We start from the raw sequence: 17593 nt of genomic DNA on the forward strand, positions 1-17593 counted from the left end.
GGCCTCCTGCTTCGCTCGTAGAACACCACCCCCGCTCTCCACCATAGAGCAATTCGAATACCCGTGCGAAACACATGTTCGATCACCTGGGTGCGGCGAGGTCATCCGTTCGGCCCGCCCCTGCTGCGGCCCGCCCCGCGCACGCCGAGCGTGTGAGACATGACCCCGTCCCAAGGTTTCCTCGCCGAGATCAAGGACGCCGTGACCACCCGGGCGGCGCTGCTCGTCCTGGGGGTACTGGCGCTCCAGCTCGCCTTCATCACCTCGTACATCGGGGCCTTCCACCATCCGAAGCCCAGCGAGATCCCCATCGCCGTGACCGCGCCCGCCGCACCGGTGGCCGAGCGGTCCGCGCAACAGCTCGGCGCCCTGCCGGGAGACCCGCTCGACCCCCGCGTGGTCGAGGGCGAGGCCGCGGCGCGCGCCCAGGTCGAGAACCGGGACGTGGACGGCGCGCTGATCATCGACCCGGCCGGCCGGACCGACCGGCTGCTGGTCGCCTCGGGCGCCGGAGCCTCGCTGTCCCAGGCCCTGGAGGAGGTCGTCGGCGCGGCCGAACGGGCCCAGGGGCGGACCCTACGGGTCACCGACGTGGCCCCGGCCGCCAAGGGCGACAGCCGCGGCCTGAGCTCCTTCTACCTCGTCATCGGCTGGTGCGTGGGCGGCTACCTGTGCGCCGCGATCCTCGCGATCAGCGCCGGCGCGCGGCCCGCCAACACACACCGCGCCGTCATCCGGCTCGGCGCGCTGCTCGTGTACGCGCTCGCGGCCGGACTGCTCGGCGCGGTCATCGCCGGCCCGGTCCTGGACGCGCTGCCCGGCAGTATCTGGGGCCTGTGGGGACTGGGCACCCTGGTCGTCTTGGCGGTCGGCGCGGTCACCCTCGCCTTCCAGGGGCTGGCGGGCGTGATCGGCATCGGCCTGGCGATCCTGGTGATCGTGGTACTCGGCAACCCGAGCGCGGGCGGCGCCTATCCGTACCCACTGCTGCCGCCGTTCTGGAGCACCATCGGCCCGGCCCTGCCGCCGGGCGCCGGTACGTACGCCGCGCGCTCCATCACCTACTTCAGCGGCAACGGGGCCGGCGGACCGATGCTGGTACTGAGCGCCTGGGCCGTGGCCGGCTCAGCCATCACCCTGGCCTGCGCCACCCTCCGCCGAGGCCGCCCGGCGTAACCCCTGCGGGGCTGCTCGGCGGCGCCCCTGCGGGGTTGCCCGGCGGGAACCTGATCGCGCAGTCGGGCGGGGTACGAGCACGGTGCGGGTGGGGCGGGGGGCCGGGCCGGTGGGGCGGGGACGCGGCGGAGTGTCCCCGCAGGACGAGCGCGCGACCAGGGCCGTCTGGTCGAGCCAGAGCCGCACGCGCCGAGCCGAGGAGACATTCCGCCGGGGCACCGCCCCTACCGCACACCACCGCCCAGCAGGAACAGTGGCCCAGCCGCGCAGCGGCAGAATTCAGCCTCGCCGGCGTTTGAGGCGCGGGGTCCGGGGCGGAGCCCCAGCACCACCGGCGGGAGCCCACGGCACCCCCAGCACCCGCCCCGCACGCTCGGCGGCGGGCGCCTGCGGGGGCCGGCACCGGAATTGCCCCCTGAGTGCGCCCTACCGCACTCCTCCCCCAGCGAGCACAATCGCCGTGACGACTCACACCGATCCACACCGACCGTGAGGGAGGGAGCGCGTGCGCCATCAGGTGCGCACAGCGGACGGGCGCGCTCTGACCGTGGAGCGCTGGGGCGATCCGGAGGGCAAGCCCGTCTTCCTGCTCCACGGCATGCCCGGAAGCCGCCTGGGCCCGGCCCCCCGGGGCATGGTCCTCTACCAGCGCCGGATGCAGCTCATCGCCTACGACAGACCCGGCTACGGCGGCTCCGACCGTCACCCGGGCCGCACCGTCGCGGACGTGGCCCATGACGTTGCCGCCGTGGCCGACTCCCTCGGTCTGGACAGGTTCGCGGTGGCGGGCCGCTCAGGAGGCGCCGCCGGCGCCCTGGCCTGCGCCGCGCTGCTGCCGGAGCGGGTCACCCGCACCGCGGCGATGGTCGGGCTGGCCCCCCGGGACGCGGAGGACCTGGACTGGTTCGCCGGAATGGCCGCGTCGAACGTCCGGGAGTACACCACCGCCTCCACCGACCCCGAGGAACTGGCCGCCCGGCTGATCCCGCGCGCCGACGGCATCCGCAAGGATCCGGGGCGGCTGCTGGACGAGCTGCGCCGGGAGCTGACCGACAACGACCGCATGATCGTCTCGGACGCCGGGCTGCGGTCGATGCTGCTGCGGAACTACCGCGAGGGGCTGCGCCATTCGGCGTACGGATGGATCGACGACGTCCTCGCCTTCAGCCGCCCCTGGGGCTTCGACCCGGCCGACATCCGCTGCCCGGTGCTGATCTGGCACGGGGAGCTCGACGTGTTCTCCCCCGTGGGCCACTCCCGCTGGCTGGCCCGCCGGATCCCCGGGGCCACCACCACGATCGAGCCGGCCGCCGCCCACTTCGCGGCCCTGCGCGCACTGCCCGACGTACTGAACTGGCTGCTGCGCGACCTCCCGGCCCCGCCGCTCAGCGAACAGCAGCCCGCGTAAAGGCCGTTCGGCCTCCCCGCAGCGCCCCCAGGGGCTCCGCCCGGCCCCCGGCGAAGTGCGCCCCGCCGGTACGGCGAGCACCTCGAACGGTGCCACGGCCAGCCCCGGCCAGGCCTCCGGGGCGGCCCTCCCGTGCACCGCCGGAAGAAAAGGATCTTGCCGTCCGGCGAACGGCCGAATAAGCCACCTCGGGAAATACGCCGCACTCGCTATAGAACGGTTGACCAGGCGTCATGTCTCGGTTGCCAATGGGGTGTGGCCGAGTAAAGTCCACGCTTGACGGCAGCGCGTCGCTGTTGTCATTCACATGCCCATTCCACATGACTTCCCCGAGGACGGTGTCGTGAACACTTCCGCAACCCCCCCGACCAGCACGGTCAAGGCCCGCCGGGTCCCGCTCGCCAAGATCGACGTCGAAACCGCGTCCGCGGCCACGACGCTCGGTCGCGTGCTCCCGGCAGCATCCGGCCGTCCGGTTCAGGCACCGATCTTCAACTCCGCGCTCTGAGGCGGAGCGAGAGCTCTAGACTGGCGGAATGACCGGCCTGATCGCATTTCGCGAGATCGTCCTGAAAGTTCACAGCAGATGCGATCTTGCTTGTGATCACTGCTATGTCTACGAACATGCAGATCAGAGCTGGCGAGCCCGGCCGAAAGTGATCTCCCCCGAGGTTATTTCACGTACCGCGTCCAGGCTCGCCGAACATGCCCGTGACCATGCACTCCCCTCCGTCACGGTGATTCTCCACGGAGGGGAACCCCTGTTGGCGGGCACGGCCCGGCTCCGACTCGTCTGCGAGGAGTTCAGCCGGGCGCTCTCCGGGATCGCCGCCCTCGACCTGCGGATCCACACCAACGGCCTCCAGCTCGGCACCCGTTGTCTCGACCTCTTCGCCGAGTTCGGCGTCCGGGTCGGCATCTCCCTCGACGGGGACCGCGCCGCCAACGACCGCCACCGCCGCTTCGCCGACGGCCGTACGAGCCATCCGCTGGTCCTCGCTGCCGTCGAGCGGCTGCGCTCTGCGCCCTACCGCCACCTCTACCAGGGCCTGCTCTGCACCGTGGACGTGGCCAACGACCCCGTCGCCGTGCTCGACGCGCTCGTCGAACTCGAACCCCCGCGGGTGGACTTCCTCCTGCCGCACGCCACCTGGGAGACGCCCCCCGCCCGGCCGGACGGGGAGCCGGACGCCTACGCCCGCTGGCTCCTGCGGATCTTCGACCACTGGGAGAGGCTGGGCCGCCCGGTGCCCGTACGGCTCTTCGAGTCCCTGCTGTCCACCCTGCGCGGCGGCCCCAGCCTCACCGAGTCGCTCGGCCTCGCGCCCACCGACCTCGTCGTCGTCGAGACCGACGGCACCCTGGAGCAGGTGGACTCCCTCAAGAGCGCCTTCGAGGGGGCCGCGGCCACCGGGTTCAATGTCTTCGACCACTCGTTCGACCAGGTCGCCGCCCATCCCGGGGTCCGCGCCCGGCAACTGGGCCTCGCGGGCGTCAGCGACACATGCCGCCGCTGCCCCGTCGTACGTTCGTGCGGGGGCGGGCTCTACACCCATCGGTACCGCGACCGCAACGGCTTCGACAACCCCTCCGTGTACTGCACCGACCTGCGCGAACTCGTGGACGGGGTCGAGGGCCGCACCGCGCTGCGGGAGACCGCTCCCCAGCTGTCCGACCCGGCCGAACTGGCCCGCTCCCAGGAGGAGCTGACCCGGATCCTGCTGGCCCGGCTGAACGCGGACCTGGCCGGCGACGCCGACTGGGCGCACGCCTGGGAGCTGGTGGCCGCCGTGGAGCGGGCCGGGGAGGCGGGCGCCGACGCGCTGGACGCCGTACTGGACCACCCCTTCACCCGGACCTGGGTACTGGCGGCCCTCGACGCCGCGCGGGACGGCCGCCCCGGCGGCCCGGAGGCGGCCCGCAGACTCACCGCGCTGGCCGCCGCGGCGGTGCTGCGCGGGGGGCTGGACCTGCCGGCCGAGGTGGCCTACCGGGACGGCGAGGTGTACCTGCCGACGCTCGGACTGCTGCGGCTCGGGGAGCCGGGCACGGAGGGCCGGGCCTCGGTGCGCGTCACCGACGACGGCTACGCCGCCCGGGACGGCCGCTCCGAGCACCGCTTCGGGCCGGCGGCCGGCGACGCCCGCTGGCAGCCCGTACGCACCTGGTCGCCCGGCCCGGACACGGCGCCGGTGGCGCTGGAGGACCTCGACCCGTACCGCAACTGCTTCCCCCGCCCGCCCAGGCTGCGGCTCGGCGCCGGCGAGACCGAGGAGTGGCGGGGCAGGCTCGACCGGGCCTGGGCCCTGCTGCACAAGGCGGTGCCCGGGTTCGCCCGGGCGGCGGCGGCCGGGCTGACCACCCTGACCCCGCTCGCGGGCGGCCCGCGGGCCGGCGGCTGGGGCGAGGCGGGCCGGCACGGGCCGGGTGCGCTCGGGGTGCCGTACGCGGCGGGCGTACGCGAGACCGCGCTCGCGCTGCTGACCGGGCGGCGGCGGACCCGGCTGCGGGCCCTGACCGAGGTCGCCGACCTGTACGCGCTGGACGGGCAGTGGCAGCACCCGTCGCCGTGGCGGTCGCGCCCGGTGCCGGTGTCGCGGCTGCTGGCCGACGTCCACGAGCGGGTGGCGGTGGAGGCGTACCGGCGGGCGACGGCGGGTCCCGAGCCGGGCGGTGCGGACCGTATCCACGAGGCGCTGGACCGGCTCTCGGCCGCGGCCGAACTGACGGTCACCGGCAAGCATCTGGTGGCGGAGCTGCGCTACGAACTGAAAGCAGTGGACGCGTGAGCGCCCACTCCCCCGCCCACTCCCCCGCCCATTCACCCGCCCCTTCACCCGCCCACTCCCCGGCCCCGGCGCCCTCCCCGGCGGGCCCGGGCCGGGGCCGCCGGACCACGGGCGCCCTGCAGCTCGCGGTGCAGCTGCGGCTGCTGGGGGTACGGCCCGGGATGCGGCTCCTGGTGCACGCCTCGCTGCGCGGGACGGGGCTGCGCGCGGAGCAGCTGCGTGACGCCCTCAGGGGCGTCCTGGGCCCGCGCGGGACCCTGGTGGTGCCGGCGTTCACCCCGCAGAACTCCAGGACGTCCAGCGCCCACCTGGAGCGGATCGCCGGTATGGACGAGGCCGAGGTGCGGGCCTTCGTCGACCGGATGCCCCCCTTCGACCCGGCGCGCACCCCCAGCCAGGGCATGGGCTCCTTCGCGGAGGCCGTCCGGACCGCGCCCGGCGCCGCGCGCAGCGCTCACCCGCAGACCTCCTTCGCCGCGCTCGGCGCGGACGCGGAGCGGCTCTGCGCGGGCCACCGCCTGGAAAGTCACCTGGGTGAGGAGACACCCCTGGGAAAGCTGTGCTGGGAGGGCGGACAGGTACTCATGATCAATGTGGGGTTTTCCGTTTGCACCGCTTTCCATCTCGCGGAGTACCGAATTCCGAAGCCCCCCTTGCGCATGTACGAGTGTGTGGTGAAGGTGAACCTTCCGGAGGGTCATCAGGGGTCCCGCCAGGAAGGGGAGTGGACCGCATACGAGGACGTCGCACTGGACGACGGTGATTTCGCGGAGATCGGCAGGGCGTTCCCGGATTCGCGGGTGCGCAGGGGGCGGGTCGCAGCGGCGTCGAGCATGCTCTTCTCCGTCCCGGAAGCCGTTGACCACGCCCTTGAGTGGATGACCGAAAACAGACGCTGATTGACTGAACGATGAGGGGATGTGGCGAAGCAGCTCCGGAATGATGTTTCTTCGCTCGCAGCTTCGGGACGGGGGGCGTGTGCCCGCATCAGTGCAGCCGTACTTTTTTCTCAGTTATGCGCATACACCGAGATTCGGGGCCGGGGGGCCCGACCCCGACATGTGGGTCGAGCGCCTGTTCCGGGATCTCTGCAGCCATGTCATGGCGCTGACGGATCTGCCCGCGGGGGCCGAGGCCGGTTTCATGGACCGGGAGATACGCAGCGGCGAGGGCTGGTCGGAGCGGCTCGGGGCGGCGCTCGCCACCTGCCGGGTCTTCGTCCCGCTGTTCTCGCCGAGGTACTTCGCCAGTGAGATGTGCGGCAAGGAGTGGTACGCCTTCGCGCAGCGGGCGATCCATCAGGGGGCCCTGAGCAACCAGCCCGCCGAGGCCATCGTGCCCGCGTTATGGGTGCCGGTGCCCCCCTCGCAACTCCCCGGTCCCGCCGAGCGGTTGCAGTTCAACCACAACACCTTCGGCGAACGCTACGTCACCGACGGGCTGTACGGGCTGATCAAACTGCGCGGTTACGCCGAGCAGTACGAGCGGGCCGTGTACGAGCTCGCCAAGCGCATCGTCCGGGTCGCCGAGACCGTCCGGCTCGAACCGGTCCGCCCGCTGGACTACCGGGGGGTGCCGAGCGCCTTCGGCCCCACGGGCGGCGGCAGTCCCGCCCGCACCCTGCACGTGACCGTCGCCGCCGCCTCCCGGCACGACCTGCCGGACGGCCGCAGCCCCGAGTACTACGGGGACAACGCGCTGGAGTGGAACCCTTACCACCCGGTGGCGCAGCGGCCCATCGCCTACGTCGCCGAGGACCTGGTCAAGAACCTCAACTACCAGACCAGCATCGGCTCCTTCGACGACGAGGCCGGGCACTACGACAGCAAGCAGCCTCCGACCCGGCCGGAGATCCTGATCGTCGACCGCTGGGTGGTGGAGGACGAGCACCGCCGCCAGCGCCTGGCCGCCTTCGACCAGGAGTCCCGCCCGTGGGTCAACGTGGTCGTGCCGTGGAACCGCTACGACCACCAGAGCCGCGCGAAGGAGATCGAGCTGGCGCGGCGGCTGGAGGAGACGCTGCCCGTCAAGATGGGCCAGGGCCGGGCCGCCTGCCGGGCCGCCGCTAACGGGGTGGCCAACATGGAGACCCTCGGGCAGATCCTGCCGCAGGTGGTCGAGGCCGCGGCGCAGCAGTTCCTCAGGCACGCCCAGGTCTACCTGCCGGCCGGCAACACCCACACCGAACGCCCGCGACTGCTGGGGCCGATGGGGATGAGCGGGCCTCCGGCCCCGCCGCGGGCGCCCTTCCCGCCCGACACGTTCGGCGGCCACAACGACGGCAACGACAGCAACGACACCGACCGGGGGGACGCGGATGACAGCGAGTCGTGACAGCAGGGACGGCCGTGACGGACGCATCGTCACCTTCTACTCGTACAAGGGCGGCACCGGCCGCACCATGGCGCTCGCCAACACCGCCTGGATCCTGGCGGCCAACGGCAAGCGGGTCCTGGCGGTGGACTGGGACCTGGAGGCGCCGGGCCTGCACCGGTTCTTCCACCCGTTCCTGGACCCGTCGACGCTCGGGGCCACCACCGGGGTCATCGACCTGATCAGCGAGTACGCGTGGGCGGCCACCAGCCCGGTGACGCGCGCGGACGACTGGCACAAGGACTACGCGCGGATCCAGCCGCACGCCGTCTCCCTCACTCCGGAGACGCTGGGCTGGGAGTTCCCGGACGGCGGCACCCTGGACTTCGTCTCGGCGGGCCGGCAGAACCGCGAGTACTCGGCGACGGTGTCCACCTTCGACTGGGACAACTTCTACGACCGGCTCGGCGGCGGCCTGTTCTTCGACGCCTTACGCGCCGACATGAAGAGCAACTACGACTACGTCCTGATCGACAGCCGCACGGGTCTGTCCGACATCGCGGACATCTGCACCGTGCATCTGCCGGACGTCCTGGTCGACTGCTTCACGCTGTCCGACCAGTCCATCGACGGTGCAGCGTCCGTCGCCCGCCAGATCGACGAGCGGTTCAACGACCGCGGCATCAAGATCTATCCCGTTCCGATGCGGATCGACGAGGGCGAGAAGGAGAAGGCCGACGCGGGCCGGGCGCTGGCCCGGATCAAGTTCGACCGGTTCCCGGGCGGCCTGGTCGGGGACGAGCTGACCTCCTACTGGGGTGCGGTGGAGATCCCCTACCGGCCGTACTACGCCTACGAGGAGACGCTGGCCACCTTCGGCGACGAGGCGGGGCTGACCAACTCCCTGCTCTCGGCCTTCGAGCGGCTGACCGCCGTGGTCACCGAGGGCGAGATCACCTCCATGCCCGCCATCGGCGAGGAGGTCCGTCTGCGCATCAGGGACGCCTTCACGCGGCGGCGCCCGGCGCTGCCGGCCGACCTGTTCCTGTCGTACGTCGCCGAGAACCGGATGTGGGCCGACTGGATCGAGTCGGTGCTGACCCGGGCCGGCTTCCGGGTGGTGCCGAAGGACGTCTCGGCCGAGCGGCCGGCGCCGGCCGCGGGCACCGGGTCCGGCGGGGACACGCTGGGCGGCGGCACGGGCATCAGCATCGACACCGCCGCCCGGACAGTGGTGCTGCTCTCCTCGGCCTATCTGAAGTCCGCGCGGGCGGTGGACGTGTGGGAGCGGGCGGCAGCCGAGGACCCGACCGGGGGCCGGCGCCAGCTGGTGCCGCTGAGGGTGGGCGACGTACGGCTGTCCACGCCGTACATCGACCGCAACCCGGTGGACCTGTTCCGCCTCGACGAGGTGCACGCCACCGCCGCCCTGCTGCGTGCGGTGGAGCGGCCCATGGCGCTGCCCGACAGCGTGGCGAGCGCCTCGCAGCCCGGCCCCCGTTTCCCCGGGACCGTTCCGAAGATCTGGAACGCTCCGCCCCGCAATCCCGGGTTCACCGGCCGCAGCATCGTGCTGGAGCGGATGCGCGACCAGCTCGGCGGCGGCATGGCCGTGGTGCTCCCGCAGCCGCAGACGCTGTTCGGCCTCGGCGGTGTCGGCAAGACCCAGGTGGCGCTGGAGTACGTGCACCGGTTCATGGCCGACTACGACCTGGTGTGGTGGATCTCCTCGGAGCAGACCGACGACGTGGTCGCCGCGCTCGCGGAACTGGCCGTACGGCTGGGGGCGCAGACCGGCGAGGACATGGCGGCCGCCTCCCAGGAGGCGATCGACCTGCTGCGGCGCGGGGTGCCGTCCTCCCGATGGCTGCTGGTCTTCGACAACGCGGACGATCCCGAGACCCTCAAGCGGTTCTTCCCGCCGGGCGGTCCGGGCCATGTGCTGGTGACCTCCCGCAACCAGTCCTGGTCGCAGTACGGCGACGCGCTGCCGGTGGACGTGTTCCTGCGCGAGGAGTCCATCGAGCACCTCCAGCGGCGGGCCCCCGGGCTCACCAAGGAGGACGCCGAGCAGGTGGCGATCGCGGTGGGCGACCTGCCGCTGGCCGTCGAGCAGGCGGGCGCCTGGATCGCGGAGACCGCGACGCCGGTGGCCGCGTACATCGAGCAGCTGGCCCAGCAGGCGGCGAGCGTGCTGGGCCTGAACCAGCCGCCCGGGTATCCCGAGCCGGTGGCCGCGACGTGGAACATCTCCATAGAGCGGCTCCAGTCCCGTTCGCCGGCCGCGGTCCGGCTGCTCCAGCTGTGCGCCTTCCTGGCGCCGGAGCCGATCTCCGCGAACCTGCTCTACAGCAAGGAGATGATCGACGCCCTCAAGCCCTACGACGCCTCGCTCCAGGAGAAGCTGGTGCTGGGCCGGGTGATCCGGGAGATCGGCCGGTTCGCGCTGGCCAAGGTGGACCAGGTCAGCAACAGCATCCAGGTGCACCGGCTGGTGCAGGCGGTGATCCGGTCGCAGATGCCGGAGGAGGAGCAGCGGGAGGCCCGGCACGCCGTCCACCGGATCCTGGCCGGCGCCCGCCCGGACGACGACGAGCCGATCGACAACCCGGAGACCTGGCCGCGGTTCAACACCATCTGGTCGCACCTCACCCCGTCCGAGGCCCGGTACTGCAAGGAGCCGGAGACGCGCAGGCTGCTGATCGACCGGGTCCGCTACCTCTGGAAGCGAGGCGACTTCAAGGCCGCCTACCAGCTCGGCGAGGAACTGCGCGACGCCTGGAAGGAGATGCTCGGCAACGACGACCTGCAGTACCTGTACCTGCGGTTCCACCTGTCGAACATCCTGCGGTCGCAGGGCCGGTTCGTGGAGGCGAAGGAGCTGGACGAGGTCACGCTGGAGCGGCAGCGCGCGGTGCTCGGTCCCTCGCACCCGCACACGTACATGACCACGAGCGGTCTGGCCAACACCCTCGGCGCGCTGGGCCAGTACGGGCAGGCGATGGAGCTGGCGACCGACGCCCACGAGGGCTTCAGCCAGATCTTCCACGAGGCGCACCCGCGGACGCTGGCCGCCGCGAACAACCTGGCGCTGAACCTGCGGCTGGTCGGCCAGTACACCAGGGCCCGGGAGATCGACACGGAGGTGTACGACCTGCGCACGGAGGTGCTCGGCCCGGAGCACCCGTACACCCTGTCGTCCGCGCAGAACCTCGCGCGCGACCTGCGCGAGGTGGGCCGGTACGAGGACTCGGTGCAGCTGCTGAGCCGGACGTACGAGATCTACAAGCGGACGCTGGGCAGGGCGTTCCCGGGCACCCTGTCGGCCGCGAAGAACCTGGCGGTGTCGCTGCGCCGGGCCGGGCAGCTGGAGGACGCGCTGCGGCTGACCACGGCCACCCGGGCCCGCTACCGGGCCAAGTACACCTCGGTCAACCCGGACCTGCTCTCCTGCGAACTGAACCTGGCCTCGGACCTGTTCGCGACCGGGGACCCGGGCGGGGCGCGGGACCTGGCGCAGGAGGTGGTCGACGAATACATGAAGGTCCCGGGCGAGCGGCACCCGTACACGCTGGCGGCCGTGAACAACCTGGCGGTCTTCCACTGGGGCACGGGCGCGGCGGAGCCGGCGGAGGCGATGCTGCGGCAGACGATCCGGCTGATGCGGGACGTCCTGGGCGACAACCACCCGCACACGGTCTTCGCCACGCTCAACCTGGCGAACGCACGGGCCGATCAGGGTGACCCGGAGGGGGCCCTGGAACTGGAGCGGCTCGCGGTGATGCGGCTGCGCGAGGTGCTCGGGGCGCATCATCCCGAGACCCTGGCGAGCAGCTCCAACATGGCGGTCAGCCTGGACTCGATGGGCCGCAAGGAGGAGGCGGCCCGGGTGCGGAACGAGGCGGTGGTCGAGCTGACCCGGCTGCTCGGCGAGGAGCACAGCCTCACCCGGTACGCCCGTGACGAGCGGCGGGTCCACCGGGACCTGGAGCCGCTCGCCGTGTGATCCGACGGAGGACGGCGGGGGCCCTCGGTCCCCGCCGTCCGCCACCCGAGACGAGGGGGGCGTTGTGACCGACAGTACGACCTTTCGAAACGAGGACCTGCCGGCCCTCTTCCACCACACGGACCAGGCGGCGGTCTCCCGGCAGCGGGAGTCCACCCATGCCACGCGGGCACAGCTGCTGCTGCTCGTCGCGGCCGCGGGGGCCGCCGCCCTGCCGCCGGGGCCGGAGCTCGGCCCGCTGCACCTGTTCGGGCTGCTGAGCGTGGTCTCTTACGCGGCGGTGCTGGGCGTGGGGATGCGGGCGACCAGGCGCCGGGCCCGGCCGCAGTGGCAGCTCAACCGTAGTGCGGCGGAGTTCATCAAGTCGCTGGCCTGGCGGTACGCGGTGCACGGGGCGCCGTTCGGCAGTGACGTGGCCGATCCCGGGGAGACCTACCGGACGCGGCTGGAGGCGGGTCTTGCCGAGCTGCGGAAGATGGGCTGGGAGGATCCGCGGACGGCGGGCGCGGTGCCGGAGGGTGCGGAGATCACCGGGGCGATGCATCGGCTGCGCGGCAGGGACTACCACGTGCGACGCGAGACGTATGTACGGGACCGGCTGATCGAGCAGCGCAACTGGTACCGGCGGCGGACGGAGGTGTCCCGGCGGGCGACGCGCCTGTGGTCGTGGACGATCGTCCTGCTGACCTGTCTGGCGCTGCTGTTCGCGCTGCTGAGGACGTTCGGCTCGGGCCCGGGGGCGGGCCTGACCGGACTGCTGAGCACGGCGGCGGCGGCCGGCATCGCCTGGAACGAGGTGCGCCGCCACCATCCGCTGATCGAGGCGCACACGCTGATCGAGCAGGACCTGGCGGCGATGATGGTCGTGATGCAGACGACCATCACCGAGGTGCAGTGGCCTTCGTCGGTGTACGAGACCGAGCGGTACGTCTCGCCGCAGCACACGGACTGGCTGGTCCGGCACAGCAGTTGAGACGGCACAGCAGTGAGACGGCACAGCGGTCGATCCGGCACAGCGGTCGAGACGTGCTGGTCGCGGGTGGGAGGGCGTGGCTCAGTCCCGGGTCACGCCCTCGCGCCACAGGACGGTGACCGGCTTGCCCAGGGCCCGGGCGTAGGCCACGATCTCGGCGGTGCCGCCGTGGCCGCGGGCGGGCCGGCCGTCCCAGACGGCGACGAGCCGGTCGCAGGAGTCGGCGATGTAGGTGCCCGCCGCGTAGTAGGCCTCGTCCGTGGAGCGGGCGAAGTCCATGCGGATCTCCTGGGTGGCGCGGAGCCTGAGGCGCCGGTAGCGGTCCAGCGCCTCGGCGCCCTCGAAGGCCTCTTCGTAGTCCTCGCTGGGGATCACCACGGTGAGGTCGGCGCCGCATTCGAGTGCGATGGCCGCGAACAGCTGGTCCGCTCCGTCGGCGAGGCTGGAGAGGGCCTCCAGCGGGCCTTCGTGGCCGTCCAGTACGGCCCGCAGGCCGTTCTCCACATGGCCGAGCACCGAGTCGGGGAGGGACCGGTGCCCGGTCACGCCGATGCGTTTCATGCAGGAACCTGCTTCCCCCGTGGACACGGCCGCCCTGGACATCCTCCCAGAAGGCGGGAGGACGTCCAGGGTGCCGGCAGGGGCGCGCGGGGCACGGTCAGTAGACGCTGACCCCGTAGGCGTTGAGCGCTTCGACCACGGGCTGGAAGAAGGTTGTGCCGCCGGAGGAGCAGTTGCCGCTGCCGCCGGAGGTGAGGCCGATGGCGCGGGTGCCCGAGTAGAGCGGGCCGCCGCTGTCGCCGGGCTCGGCGCACACGTTGGTGCGGATCATGCCGTAGACGATGTCGCCGCCGCCGTAGTTGACGGTGGCGTTGAGGCCGGTGACCCGGCCGCTGTGGGTGCCGGTGGTGGAGCCGCGTCGGGTCACGGACATGTTGACCGTGGCGTTGACGGCGCTGGTGATGTCCTGGCCGCCGACGGTCCCGGGGGGCGTGGGCGTGTTGCTGGCGTACTTGATGAGGCCGTAGTCGTTGTTGGGGAAGCTGGACCCGGTCGTGGAGCCGAGGACGTTCGTGCGGGCGGAGTTGGTCCACCAGGTGCCGGCGCCGTCGGTGCAGTGTCCGGCGGTCAGGGCGTAGTAGTTGCTTCCGCTGCGGACGTTGAAGCCGAGCGAGCAGCGCCAGCTGTTGGCGTAGATGGCGTCGCCGCCGGAGGCGAGCTTGGTGAGTCTGCCCGGGATGCGCTCGATGCGCAGTGCCCCGGCGTCGGTTCCGGCTTCGCGCTTGATTCTGGCGATGGCGGCGGCGGAGACGGTGGAGTCGGCGGAGACCACGAGGGTTCCGGTGGCGGGGTCGGCGTGCCAGGCGGTGCCCGCGACGTCGGCCCGCAGGACGGAGGCGCCGGCGGAGGCGAGCCTGTCGGCGCTGAAGCCGCTGTCCTGGGGGTCCGCGCTCGCCGCGGTGGGGGCGGCGAGCGCTGCGGCGGCGGCCAGGCCGGTGGCCACCGCGAGCAGCCTGTTACGGGTGGTGCGCTTGATCCTCACTTCTCGTCCTCCTGGAGAGGGTCGGGGGCCGGCGGTCGTGGGGGTGCCAGGGCCCGTGAGGCGCAGCCGGGGGCACGGCGGGCGCATGAATTTTGGCCGTGCCCCTGACAAGCGCTGTCGGGAGTGTCCTGTCGTCGGATACCGGTCGCAAGAGCGGCTTTCGGCCTCCGCCCGCCGCCTTTCACCGTGGGGGGCGGCGTGTTCCCTGGTGGAGGGAAAGGCCGTGGGAAGGGGTCGGCGAAGGCGCGGTCGGGCGGCGCGGCGGAGCCCGGTCGGGCTCTACGGTGATCGCGCCCCGCGCGCCGGATATGCCGGCCTGCGGGCGGCGGAGGCGGCGTCGGCCGAGCCCGTACGGGACGTCGCGGACGGCGGTCCGCGCCATGGGCCCGACGGCGCCAAAAGCAACGGGCGGCCTGCCACCGCGGCCGTGTGAGCGCCCCCGGGTCTGCGCCACTTGACCGGTACGGTCGCGGACGTTCGGCGGCGGGCTCCCCGGCGGCGGGGTCGCGGGGGCGCTCCGGAGGGGGTCGGCACCCGCGGTGACAAGGCCGAAGGCGCTTGCGGCCCGGTGCCGCCCGGGCCGGCCGGCGACGGCCCGGGCGGTCATGGCCGCACGTTCGCACCGTGCGGGCGGCCGCGCCGCGACGTCCGGGACGGCCCCGTCCGCGGCGGGCACGCGGGGCCGCGGTGCGCGGCCCCCGGTGGTGGCGGCCCGGAGCCTGCCGCCGCCGCGGGCGCGGCCGGGGACCGACCGCCGAGCGGCACGGGCCGCCCGGGGCGCGGGCCGCACGGCGTGCGGGGCCTGGAGGTCTCCCCGGGCCCGCACCGCGGCGGGCCTCCCGCGTACCGGACGTACGCGGGCGCGCCCGCGAACGCGGCGAGGTGCGGTGCCCGGCGCCGCGGGGCCCGGGGGCACCACCCGGCAGTGGGTCCGCGGCCCCGGAACGGCCGGAATTCGACCTTCCGGGTGTCCGGCGGGGCGGAGGCCGCCGCCCGGCGCGCGGGGGCCGGGCGGGGCGAGGGAGCCGCCCGGCGCGCGGGGGCCGGGCGGGGCGAGGGAGCCGGGTGGGGCGAGGGAGCCGGGTGGGGCCAGGGGGCCGGGCGGGGCGCCCGCGGCGGACCCGGGCGCGGCCGTGTGCGCGCGCCGTGTCCGCCGGGCCGCGTGCGGATCGTCTGCGTGATCGCTCATCCGCTCAGCCCTTCCACGCGCGTCCGGGCGGGAATCCCCGCATACGCCGTCCGGGCGCGTGGAACTGACGTGGACTCAGTCGCAGCAGCAGCCGCAGTTGCAGTCGCAGCAGCCGCCGCCCCCGCCGCCGGAACCGCCGCCGGAACCGCCGGCCGACGAGGAGCCCGACGGGCAGCAGTCGCAGCATTCGCAGGCGTCGCACCACGGGTCGCGCTTCTTGCGCGACCACGGGCCCTCGTGCTCGGTGCAGCAGATCTGGCAGGTGCAGAAGAGGCCGATGGCGACGGCGCAGCCGGCCAGCAGTCCTCGACGCGGCCGCTGCGGGTGCGGGTGCTGACCGCCGCCACCGAAGCCACCGCCACCGAAGCCGTCGCCCCCGCCGAAGCCGCCGCCTCCGCCACCGCCGTACCCGCCGGGGCCGCTGCCGCCGCCCGGGGCCTGCGGGGCATTCACACCGTGCGGGCCGGCGCCGTAGGGCTGCGCGCCGTGCGGAGCACCGCCGTAGGGGTTGCCGCCGTAGGGGCCGCCGCCGTTCCCGTCGTACGGATTCGAGGCGTACGGGTTCGGGCCCTGCCCGGCCGAGGCGGTGGGAGTGTGGCCGCAGCTCATGGTCCCGAAGGCCCGGTCCACGGAGGTGCGCAGCTCGTGCACGAGCAGTTTGTGGGCGAGGCCCGCGTCCACGAACTCGACCTCGCCCAGCGCCAGCCTGATGCCGTGCAGGGCGTCGTCGCAGAGCCTGCGGGCCTCGGTGAGCGAGGTCCCGGTGGCGGTGAGCGGGTTCCAGGCGCCCGCCTCCGCGTCGGCGCCCTGGTCCTCGACGGCGTCCAGCAGGTGCGCGAGGCGCCCGAAGTAGCGCCCGGCCTCGGCGAGCGCGGCGGCGTTGCCCGGCCGGCCGGCCAGCTGTGCGGTATGCGCAAAGGCGGCGGCCGTCGCGGTCTCCGTCGGTTCGGTCACCACGAGCACGGACGTGCCGAGGCCGGCCAGCGTCTCGATGCCCGCCTGCCGGTCCACCGCGTCCACGAGCACCGCTGTGTCGAAGCCGAGCGAGGCGCCGGTGCGCGCACCGGCGCGGTCCCAGCCCCGGGCCACCTTGCGCGCGGCCAAGGCGATCGGGGCCCGGGCCAACAGCCCGTCGCGGTCCGCCACGTGGTCGCGCACCTTGGCGGAAGCGAGAACGAGCGAGACGGCGGCCGCGAGCCGGGCGCCCTCGCCCTTGGCGACGGCGGCGGTGCGCATCCCGCGCAGCGGGCAGGGGCCTGCGGTGCGCCGGGAGCCGGGTGCGGGACCCGACTGAGCGTCCGTCAGAACAGAGACGAGCAACCCGTCATAGTTCGTAACGATCCGGGCGAACTGCCCGTGATCCCCCCTAAGTGCCAGGCACAGCCCGCACAGATGGGCCATCCACTCCGCCTTGAACCGCTCCCCGAGCCGGTGCGTGCAGGGTCTGACTATGCCGAACAAGCTGCTCCCCCGTGTGTCGTACGCGTGCTTGCCCGGCATCGTATCGACCCGCGTCTTTCACCCGTACGTCCCCGTCGCCCACCCGTACGGCGGCGGTCGTCGTATTTTCACTCAGTCAGCAGCGGTGACGACCAGGATCCTTGACCGTGCAACGGATGTTCTGCACCAGTACCGTCACGAAACCCCTGCGCGGCGACTATCCACTTGGCGCGTTGTCAGCATCATGGACGAGCATAGGGGCAGCGGAGAGAAAGACAGACTGACCGCGGTGAAAGGAGGCAGTCCATGGGTTCGGTGCGCAAGGCGAGTGCCTGGCTGGGTCTCGTGGAGGACAGCGACGACGAGCGCTACTACGACGATGACTACGCGGAGGGCTCCCACGGTTCCGTGGCGGGCCCCGGTGACCAGTGGGTGACCGACCCCCGCGTCAAGGTGGCCTCCGAGTCGGCCGTGGAGCACGGCCGCCGGATCGCGACGGTCACCCCGGACGGGTTCCGTGACGCGCGCGGTATCGGCGAGCTGTTCCGCGACGGCGTCCCGGTCATCGTCAACCTGTCGTCGATGGACCCGACCGACGCGAAGCGCGTCGTCGACTTCGCGGCCGGTCTGACCTTCGGGCTGCGCGGTTCGATCGAGCGGGTGGCGACCAGGGTCTTCCTGCTGACCCCGGCCGACACCCAGATCGTCAGCGGCGAGGCGGGCGGCCGCTCCCGCGACTTCTTCAACCAGAGCTGA

At 73.0% G+C, this 17593-nt stretch carries 12 protein-coding genes; 9 read left to right on the top strand and 3 right to left on the bottom strand.

The genetic code is table 11. The features are described from left to right. Positions 1–159 precede the first annotated feature (159 nt). From AAT21_RS32570 to AAT21_RS32600, 8 genes are all read left to right on the top strand, one after another. The gene (locus AAT21_RS32570; protein WP_046780573.1) at positions 160–1176 is read left to right on the top strand and encodes a YhgE/Pip domain-containing protein; all 1017 of its coding nucleotides are present in this window, start codon (positions 160–162) and stop codon (positions 1174–1176) included. A 505-nt stretch (positions 1177–1681) separates the two neighbouring features. After that, positions 1682–2584, top strand: a complete 903-nt coding sequence (locus tag AAT21_RS32575; protein WP_046780574.1) for an alpha/beta fold hydrolase — start codon at positions 1682–1684, stop codon at positions 2582–2584. A gap of 343 nt (positions 2585–2927) precedes the next feature. Beyond that, a complete protein-coding gene (gene fxsA, locus AAT21_RS35035) occupies positions 2928–3092 on the top strand; it encodes an FxSxx-COOH cyclophane-containing RiPP peptide (RefSeq protein WP_063838172.1) in 165 nt (54 codons plus the stop codon). Positions 3093–3120: 28 nt separating this feature from the next. Then, positions 3121–5373, top strand: coding sequence for a radical SAM/SPASM protein FxsBH, inactivated beta-hydroxylase extension form (fxsBH, locus tag AAT21_RS32580; protein ID WP_200904496.1), 2253 nt, complete (start codon positions 3121–3123; stop codon positions 5371–5373). Further along, complete coding sequence (locus AAT21_RS32585) at positions 5370–6272, top strand: AAC(3) family N-acetyltransferase (protein WP_327152767.1); 903 nt, start codon at positions 5370–5372, stop codon at positions 6270–6272. Before fxsBH ends, AAT21_RS32585 begins: the two co-directional genes overlap by 4 nt. 43 nt (positions 6273–6315) lie before the next feature. After that, positions 6316–7707 carry a TIR-like protein FxsC gene (locus AAT21_RS32590; protein WP_235439306.1) on the top strand — a complete coding sequence of 464 codons (1392 nt, stop codon included), beginning with the start codon at positions 6316–6318 and terminating at the stop codon, positions 7705–7707. Then, positions 7691–11692: an FxSxx-COOH system tetratricopeptide repeat protein gene (gene fxsT / locus AAT21_RS32595; protein ID WP_107081447.1), complete on the top strand. Its 4002-nt coding sequence runs from the start codon at positions 7691–7693 to the stop codon at positions 11690–11692. The genes AAT21_RS32590 and fxsT overlap by 17 nt, the downstream gene beginning before the upstream one ends. 64 nt (positions 11693–11756) lie before the next feature. Continuing rightward, the gene (locus AAT21_RS32600) at positions 11757–12665 is read left to right on the top strand and encodes a DUF4231 domain-containing protein (RefSeq protein WP_046780576.1); all 909 of its coding nucleotides are present in this window, start codon (positions 11757–11759) and stop codon (positions 12663–12665) included. Between the two features lie 81 nt (positions 12666–12746). Here AAT21_RS32600 and AAT21_RS32605 read toward each other — a convergent pair whose 3' ends face one another. The 3 genes from AAT21_RS32605 to AAT21_RS37845 all read right to left on the bottom strand — a co-directional run bounded on the left by AAT21_RS32605 (position 12747) and on the right by AAT21_RS37845 (position 16858). Then, positions 12747–13226 carry a hypothetical protein gene (locus tag AAT21_RS32605; RefSeq protein ID WP_046780577.1) on the bottom strand — a complete coding sequence of 160 codons (480 nt, stop codon included), beginning with the start codon at positions 13224–13226 and terminating at the stop codon, positions 12747–12749. A gap of 97 nt (positions 13227–13323) precedes the next feature. Continuing rightward, a complete protein-coding gene (locus AAT21_RS32610; RefSeq protein ID WP_046780578.1) occupies positions 13324–14208 on the bottom strand; it encodes a S1 family peptidase in 885 nt (294 codons plus the stop codon). Between the two features lie 1264 nt (positions 14209–15472). Then, positions 15473–16858 (bottom strand): DUF5685 family protein, encoded by a 1386-nt coding sequence (locus AAT21_RS37845; protein ID WP_235439301.1) that lies wholly within the window; start codon positions 16856–16858, stop codon positions 15473–15475. A 285-nt stretch (positions 16859–17143) separates the two neighbouring features. Between AAT21_RS37845 and AAT21_RS32620 the strand changes: the two genes are divergently transcribed. After that, a complete protein-coding gene (locus AAT21_RS32620; RefSeq protein ID WP_046780579.1) occupies positions 17144–17593 on the top strand; it encodes a cell division protein SepF in 450 nt (149 codons plus the stop codon).

Origin of the sequence: Streptomyces yangpuensis, assembly GCF_001005295.1 — a bacterium.
Taxonomy (GTDB): Bacteria; Actinomycetota; Actinomycetes; order Streptomycetales; family Streptomycetaceae; genus Streptomyces; species Streptomyces yangpuensis.

What these genes read in the sequence shown, in the direction of transcription:
- AAT21_RS32570 (WP_046780573.1), top strand. Translation starts at nt 160, where the DNA reads ATGACCCCGTCCCAAGGTTTCCTCGCCGAGATCAAGGACGCCGTGACC.
- fxsBH (WP_200904496.1), top strand. Translation starts at nt 3,121, where the DNA reads ATGACCGGCCTGATCGCATTTCGCGAGATCGTCCTGAAAGTTCACAGC.
- AAT21_RS32590 (WP_235439306.1), top strand. Translation starts at nt 6,316, where the DNA reads ATGTTTCTTCGCTCGCAGCTTCGGGACGGGGGGCGTGTGCCCGCATCA.
- fxsT (WP_107081447.1), top strand. Translation starts at nt 7,691, where the DNA reads ATGACAGCGAGTCGTGACAGCAGGGACGGCCGTGACGGACGCATCGTC.
- AAT21_RS32605 (WP_046780577.1), bottom strand. Translation starts at nt 13,226, where the DNA reads ATGAAACGCATCGGCGTGACCGGGCACCGGTCCCTCCCCGACTCGGTG.
- AAT21_RS32620 (WP_046780579.1), top strand. Translation starts at nt 17,144, where the DNA reads ATGGGTTCGGTGCGCAAGGCGAGTGCCTGGCTGGGTCTCGTGGAGGAC.